The sequence below is a fragment of the Mesorhizobium sp. M7A.F.Ca.US.014.04.1.1 genome (assembly GCF_003998745.1).
In the GTDB taxonomy this organism is placed as follows: domain Bacteria; phylum Pseudomonadota; class Alphaproteobacteria; order Rhizobiales; family Rhizobiaceae; genus Mesorhizobium; species Mesorhizobium ciceri.
In genome coordinates this window covers 1-6,106 of sequence record NZ_RZRW01000352.1, presented here as the reverse complement: position 1 = coordinate 6,106, position 6,106 = coordinate 1, and the positions used below count along the sequence as shown (strand labels likewise).

5 protein-coding genes and 1 pseudogene are annotated in these 6,106 nt (G+C 63.8%); all 6 read right to left on the bottom strand.

Translation table 11 applies throughout. The annotated features are described in order from the left end of the window. Positions 1-698 (bottom strand): tRNA (adenosine(37)-N6)-threonylcarbamoyltransferase complex ATPase subunit type 1 TsaE (gene tsaE / locus EOA22_RS21660; RefSeq protein WP_127390209.1); only part of this gene is annotated, 698 nt, incomplete at its 3' end. 8 nt (positions 699-706) lie between these two features. Further along, on the bottom strand, positions 707-3,262 hold the full coding sequence (locus tag EOA22_RS21655; protein ID WP_013528331.1) for a PAS domain-containing sensor histidine kinase: 2,556 nt from the start codon (positions 3,260-3,262) through the stop codon (positions 707-709). A 199-nt stretch (positions 3,263-3,461) separates the two neighbouring features. Beyond that, positions 3,462-4,862, bottom strand: a complete 1,401-nt coding sequence (gene ahcY, locus EOA22_RS21650) for an adenosylhomocysteinase (RefSeq protein ID WP_013528332.1) — start codon at positions 4,860-4,862, stop codon at positions 3,462-3,464. Positions 4,863-5,042: 180 nt separating this feature from the next. Then, the gene (locus EOA22_RS21645; protein ID WP_013528333.1) at positions 5,043-5,339 is read right to left on the bottom strand and encodes an HPr family phosphocarrier protein; all 297 of its coding nucleotides are present in this window, start codon (positions 5,337-5,339) and stop codon (positions 5,043-5,045) included. After that, the gene (locus EOA22_RS21640; protein WP_010912939.1) at positions 5,336-5,737 is read right to left on the bottom strand and encodes a PTS sugar transporter subunit IIA; all 402 of its coding nucleotides are present in this window, start codon (positions 5,735-5,737) and stop codon (positions 5,336-5,338) included. Before EOA22_RS21640 ends, EOA22_RS21645 begins: the two co-directional genes overlap by 4 nt. 164 nt (positions 5,738-5,901) lie before the next feature. Beyond that, positions 5,902-6,106, bottom strand: a pseudogene (locus tag EOA22_RS21630) (HPr kinase/phosphorylase); the annotation flags it as partial.

Here is a 6,106-nt window from a genome sequence, read left to right as displayed (position 1 = left end):
CTTAAGGCGCGGTCGATGGCGACGAAAGCGGAAACCGACTGGGCGGTGTGGGCGATCTCGGCATAGGGCTTGCCGTCGCGGACCGGCGGGCCGAGCACCAGCCGTGGCGAGTTCATCAGCACTTGCGGCTTTTGGCCCGGCAGCGAAACGATCTCGTAAGAGCGGGCAGAAGCATCGCCAATGAAATGGCGGCGCTGCGCTTGCGCCCAGCCGGCGCTCACGAGAAAGTCGCGCATGGCCAGCGACCTTGCGGCCCGATCGAAGGCAGGTCCCTGCCCCGACAATCGTGCCAGCCGGCCGTTGCCATGCTGGACGAGCTCGATCAGGACCGTGGTTTTCGGCAGATGGGCTTCCGCCCGCTCCGGCCATTCGACCAAAGCAGCACCTTGCGCCAAGGCTTCGTCGAAACCAAGCTCATCGATCTCGTCGGCCGAGGACAGGCGGTAGAGATCGAAATGATGCACCGGAATGCGGGTGTCGTAGCTCTGCACCAGCGTGAAGGTCGGGCTCGGAACGTCGAGGCCGGCATCGTCGGCCAAGGTCCTGATCAAGGCCCGCGCCAGCGTCGACTTGCCGGCGCCCAGATCGCCCTTCAGGGCAAGCACGTCGCCTGGGCGCAGCGACAGCGCCAGATCTTCGCCCAGCCGCGCTGTCTGGGTCTCGTCGGCGAGTAATCGCTCCAGCACCAGTCCGGTCATCGAACGCGCTACTCGGCCGCGGCACGGATGCCCGGCATGTCTGGAAAGGTGCAGATGACGGTCGTGCCCTTGTCCTTGCCGGTTTCGATGCGAACGCTGCCGCCATGCAGCTCGACGAAGCTCTTGACGATCGACAGGCCGAGGCCGGCGCCGCGCCGGCGGCCGCCATTGGCGCGCGGCTCGAAACGGCGGAACACCGAATCGAGCACATCGGGCGGCATACCGGGACCGTCGTCATGGACCGAGAATTCCACCCCGTCCGCCAGATGGCGGCAAGTGAGCCGGATGGTGCTGGCTTCCGGGGCGTAATTGGCGGCGTTGCTGAGCAGATTGTAGAGGATCTGGCGGACGCGGACCTCATCGCCGTGAAACGTCTTCGGCGCCGAGGCTGCTTCAACCTCGAGCCTGATCGAATGCTCTTCCAGCCGGTCGGCCACCAGTTCGGCCGCAGCGGCGATGGTGCGATCGACCTGCACCTCGGAAATATCGAGCTGCATGATGCCGGCGTCCACCGTCGCCAGGTCGAGTATGTCGTTGACGATGGTGAGCAGGACCGCGGAGGAGGAGCTGACATGCTCGACATATTCCCGCTGCTTCTGCGTCAGCGGACCGGTCGTGGGCTGTGACAGGAGTTCGGTGAAGCCGATGATGTTGGTCAGCGGCGAGCGCAGTTCATAGGAAACATGCTGGACGAATTCGTTCTTGAGCTGGTCGGATTTTTGCAGCGCCTCGTTCTTGTCCTTCAGCGCCCGCTCGACATGGACGCTGTCGGTGACGTCGACGAAGGTCATCATCACCTGCCCGTTGGGCAGCGGGATCATGGCGTAACTCAACACGTTGCCGTTGTTGAGCTCGGTCTGTCCGTGGCGGTCGCGGCGCTCGTCGTCGAAGCCGGTGACGGCGGCAACAAAGCCGGGCCAGGGGCTGTCCGCCGCCTGCCGGTCGCAAAGGTCGCGGATGGTGGAAACATGGACGCTGGGCTTGGCCGCTTCGCCGCTCAATCCCCAGAGCGTGGCAAAGGCAGGATTCGACAGCCGGAGCCTGCCGTCGGGTCCGAACACCGCTACGCCTTCGGCAAGATTGTCGAGCGTCTCGCCCTGGACCCGCACCGCTGTCTGGTAGCGGCTCTCGAGGTCCATCTTCTCGGTCAGGTTCTCGAACACCCAGGTGACGCCGCCCTTGGGCTGCGGATTGGCGACGACGCGGATGGTCTTGCCATCCGGCAGATGCCACCAATGTTCCTGGGATTCCACAGCGCGATAGGCACCGAGCAGGCCTTCCTTCCAGCGGCGCCATTCAGGCTGTTCGGCGATCTTGCCTTCGCTGCGCAGCCGGTCGAGCAGCAAGGCATTGTCTGGAGCGCTGTGCAGGAAGCCTGCCTCCAGGCCCCAAAGCTTCTGGAAGGCCTGGTTGAAGAACCGCAGCTTCTCGTCGGTGTCGAAAATGGCGACCGCCGTGTTGAGCTGGTCGAGCGTGTCGGCGTGGCTTCGCACCGTCCGTTCGTATTCGCCGCGAACGGCTTCGATGGCACTGGTGTCGCAGGCAAGGCCGGCCGAGCCATCGCTGCCGGCGAAATCGGTGACCGCGAACACACGGCGGTCGCCTTCGATCACGGTGGACAGCGACTGCTCGAAAACCGGATGCGTCCTGTGCTGGGCGGCAATCGCATCGCGCGCCTGGCCGCCGAGGAACTCTTTCTTCTCCCGAACCGCGGCTTCGGCATTTTCGGCTTCGACGGCATCGGCATAGGCGCGGTTGACCCACTTCAGCCCGCCATCCTCGCCGCGGAGCCACGCCGGCATGTTCAGCGCGTCGAGCAGGCCGATCATCGTGTCGTGGTCGGCGGCCAGCCGCTGGTTCTCGATCTTCAGTCTGGCCTGGCTGCGCTGCGTCTCCGAGAGCGAGAGGAAACGCACGAGCACATGCGCGGCACTCTTGCGGCCATGCACTTCGAGCGGCGCACCGGCCTGCGATTCGATGACCAGGTCGAAGGGTTTGGCCTTTTCGCGCAATCCCGCGACGGCATGTTCGAGTGCCGCCGCCGAACGCGGCATCAGCCAGCGGCCGAAAGCAAGAAAAGCGGCCCTATCCTCGGGAGCGCCGCTTTCGACGGGCAATGTGCCGATGAGCTCGGGCTTCTTGTTTTCCGCAGCCCAGACGACGACGCGCTGGTCGCGCAGATTGAGCAGCGCCTCGGAACGGCGGAGCGCCGCGTTGATGTCGGCGAGGCGGCTCCTGAGTTCGACATTCTCCGCCGAGGTGCGGGCTCTTTCGCGGATGAGAACGATGGCCGATATCAGTGCGGCACCCGTCACGCCGACGAACACTGCAAGCTGCATGACATCAATGGCACTCACCGACAGTCCGGCGACGCTGGCAACAGCGGTCTCGGCATGCGCGGCGGCGCCGGCCAAGGGCCCCGCGAGCGCGGAGGTGGCAAGGAATGTCGACGCGCGGGCGCGCCAGGACAGGCTCCCCCCTTCCAGGGCGGAGCCAGCAATCCCCGAATCGTCATGGCCGCCGGAAACGGCCCGTCCCGCTCTGTGCGGGTGTTGCCCCGGCATGTCTTGGTCCTCTCCGCCGCCTGAATGCAAGACCGCCCTGATGCGTGCCTCTCTTGACCCTCTCGGGCTGGAAGCATCGCCGAATCACCTGACAATAACCCCTCGCCGAATCGGCGTGAAGGCTGATGGCGCGCAAAAATAAGGCCGGGCGAAAAGTCAATCGCCCGGCCTCAATATCTGGTAGTAATTTTAGCTTTGGTTAATAGCGGTAGTGTTCCGGCTTGAACGGACCCTGCGGCGTGACGCCGATATAGGCGGCCTGTTCACCCGACAGTTCGGTCAGGCGGGCGCCGAGCTTGTCGAGATGCAGGCGGGCGACCTTTTCGTCGAGATGCTTGGGCAGGACATAGACCTGGTTCTCGTACTGGCCGGGCTTGGTGTAGAGCTCGATCTGCGCCAGCACCTGGTTGGTGAAGGATGCCGACATGACGAAGCTCGGGTGGCCGGTGGCGTTGCCGAGATTGAGCAGCCGTCCTTCCGACAAAAGGATCATCCGCTTGCCGTCCGCGAAGGTGATCATATCGACCTGCGGCTTGACGTTGGTCCATTTCAAATTGCGCAGCGCGGCGACCTGGATCTCATTGTCGAAGTGGCCGATGTTGCCGACGATGACCATGTCCTTCATCGAGCGCATATGGTCGAGGGTGACGACATCCTTGTTGCCGGTGGTGGTGATGACGATGTCGGCGGTGGGGGCTGCATCTTCCAGCGTGACGACTTCAAAACCGTCCATCGCAGCCTGCAGGGCGCAGATCGGATCGACCTCGGTGACCTTGACGCGGGCACCGGCGCCCTTGAGCGAGGCCGACGAGCCCTTGCCGACGTCGCCATAACCGCACACGACAGCGACCTTGCCGGCCATCATCGTGTCGGTGCCGCGGCGGATGCCGTCGACCAGCGATTCCTTGCAGCCATACTTGTTGTCGAACTTCGACTTGGTGACCGAGTCGTTGACGTTGATTGCGGGGAAGGGCAGCAGGCCCTTCTTCTGCAGCTGGTAGAGGCGGTTGACGCCGGTGGTCGTCTCTTCGGTGACGCCGCGGATCGCCGCCTTCTGCTTGGTGAAGAAGCCGGGCGAAGCCTTCAGGCGCTTCTTGACCTGGGCGTAGAAATATTCCTCTTCCTCGCTCTGCGGGTTGGACAGCACGTCCTCGCCGGCCTCGGCGCGGGCGCCGATCAGGATGTACATGGTGGCGTCGCCGCCATCATCGAGGATCATGTTGGAGAGGCCGCCATCGGCCCACTGGAAGATCTTGTCGGTGTAGTCCCAATACTCCTCCAGCGACTCGCCCTTGACGGCAAACACCGGGATGCCGGCCTCGGCGATGGCCGCGGCCGCATGGTCCTGGGTCGAGAAGATGTTGCAGGAGGCCCAGCGGATATCGGCGCCAAGCGCCTTCAGCGTCTCGATCAGCACCGCCGTCTGGATGGTCATGTGCAGCGAGCCGGTGATGCGCGCACCCTTGAGCGGCTGCTTGGGGCCGAATTCCTCACGGCAGGCCATCAGGCCCGGCATTTCGGTTTCGGCGATCTCGAGTTCCTTGCGGCCCCAGCCGGCAAGCGAGATGTCGGCGACCACATAGTCCTTGCTACCCGTCATGGCAGTACTCCGATGCGAATGTTGTGCTTGCGAATTTGTTGCGGACACGCCCGCGCCGGTCGGCGCGTCCAAGGGCGCGAATTGCCGGCCTGACTAGCAGATCGGAGCAAGGACGACAATGGGATATAAAGAAATCTTTATCCCTGCATGTCTCTCGGACGCATATCGCGCTCTACCAGATCAGCATTCCTCGCCGAAGCGGGACGCCACCAGTTGCTCCAGGGCGTCGATGACCTGCTGGGCCTCCGGCCCGCTGGCGGTGACGCGGATCGAATAGCCGGGGCTTGCCGCCAGCATCATCAGGCCCATGATCGAGGTGCCGCCAACCTTGACGCCATCCTTCTCGACATGCACCGAGGCATCGAAGCCGCTGGCCAGCTGGACGAACTTCGCCGAAGCGCGCGCATGAAGGCCGCGCTGGTTGATGATGGGAAAATCCCGGACTATCTGATCTTTTTCCGGGGACAGCGCGGTCATTTGCTGCTCAGGAGCTGGCTGGCAACATTGATGTATTTGCGACCGGCGGCCTGGGCCTCATCAAGGGCGGCCGCCATGTTGTCGCCCTTGCGGATCGAGGAGAGCTTGATCAGCATCGGCAGATTCATGCCGGCGATCACCTCGGTGCGGCCGGACTCCATCACCGAGATGGCAAGATTGGAGGGCGTGCCGCCGAACATGTCGGTCAGCACGATGACGCCCGCCCCGGTGTCGACACGGGCAACCGCGTCGACAATGTCGCGCCGACGCTGCTCCATATCGTCGTCGGCACCGATCGCCACGGTTTCGAAATTGTCTTGTGGCCCGACGACATGTTCGACGGCATGTCGGAACTCGGTGGCCAGTTGACCGTGCGTTACAAGCACGAGTCCGATCATTCTTTGGTGGCTCCCGTCATCGCCGCTTCACAGGCGCATTTTATGCTCGCCAGCCAATCCAGGCGGCGGGAGCGCTATCTTGTCGACGCGCGGCCCGTTGACAAGCCCAAAATTGCGCAGGCGCATGCCATTTTGACGCATTGCAGCAAAAAACCCGGAGCGGATCATAGAAAAGGCGCGATCGACAGCCGCGCCATCACGACCGGTAAGGCCGCCGGGATATTGCGTTCGACCACATCGACCTGTGGCACCAGACAACCCACGATGCTGCTAGCGGCATCCTCCTGGAAGCGCGGCGCTTCATCGGCCGGCACCAGGTGGACATGCAGGTCGACGAGGCCTGCCGGCTCGAATGGCAGAGGCCGGGGG

What these genes read in the sequence shown, in the direction of transcription:
- EOA22_RS21655 (WP_013528331.1), bottom strand. Translation starts at nt 3,262, where the DNA reads ATGCCGGGGCAACACCCGCACAGAGCGGGACGGGCCGTTTCCGGCGGC.
- ahcY (WP_013528332.1), bottom strand. Translation starts at nt 4,862, where the DNA reads ATGACGGGTAGCAAGGACTATGTGGTCGCCGACATCTCGCTTGCCGGC.
- EOA22_RS21645 (WP_013528333.1), bottom strand. Translation starts at nt 5,339, where the DNA reads ATGACCGCGCTGTCCCCGGAAAAAGATCAGATAGTCCGGGATTTTCCC.
- EOA22_RS21640 (WP_010912939.1), bottom strand. Translation starts at nt 5,737, where the DNA reads ATGATCGGACTCGTGCTTGTAACGCACGGTCAACTGGCCACCGAGTTC.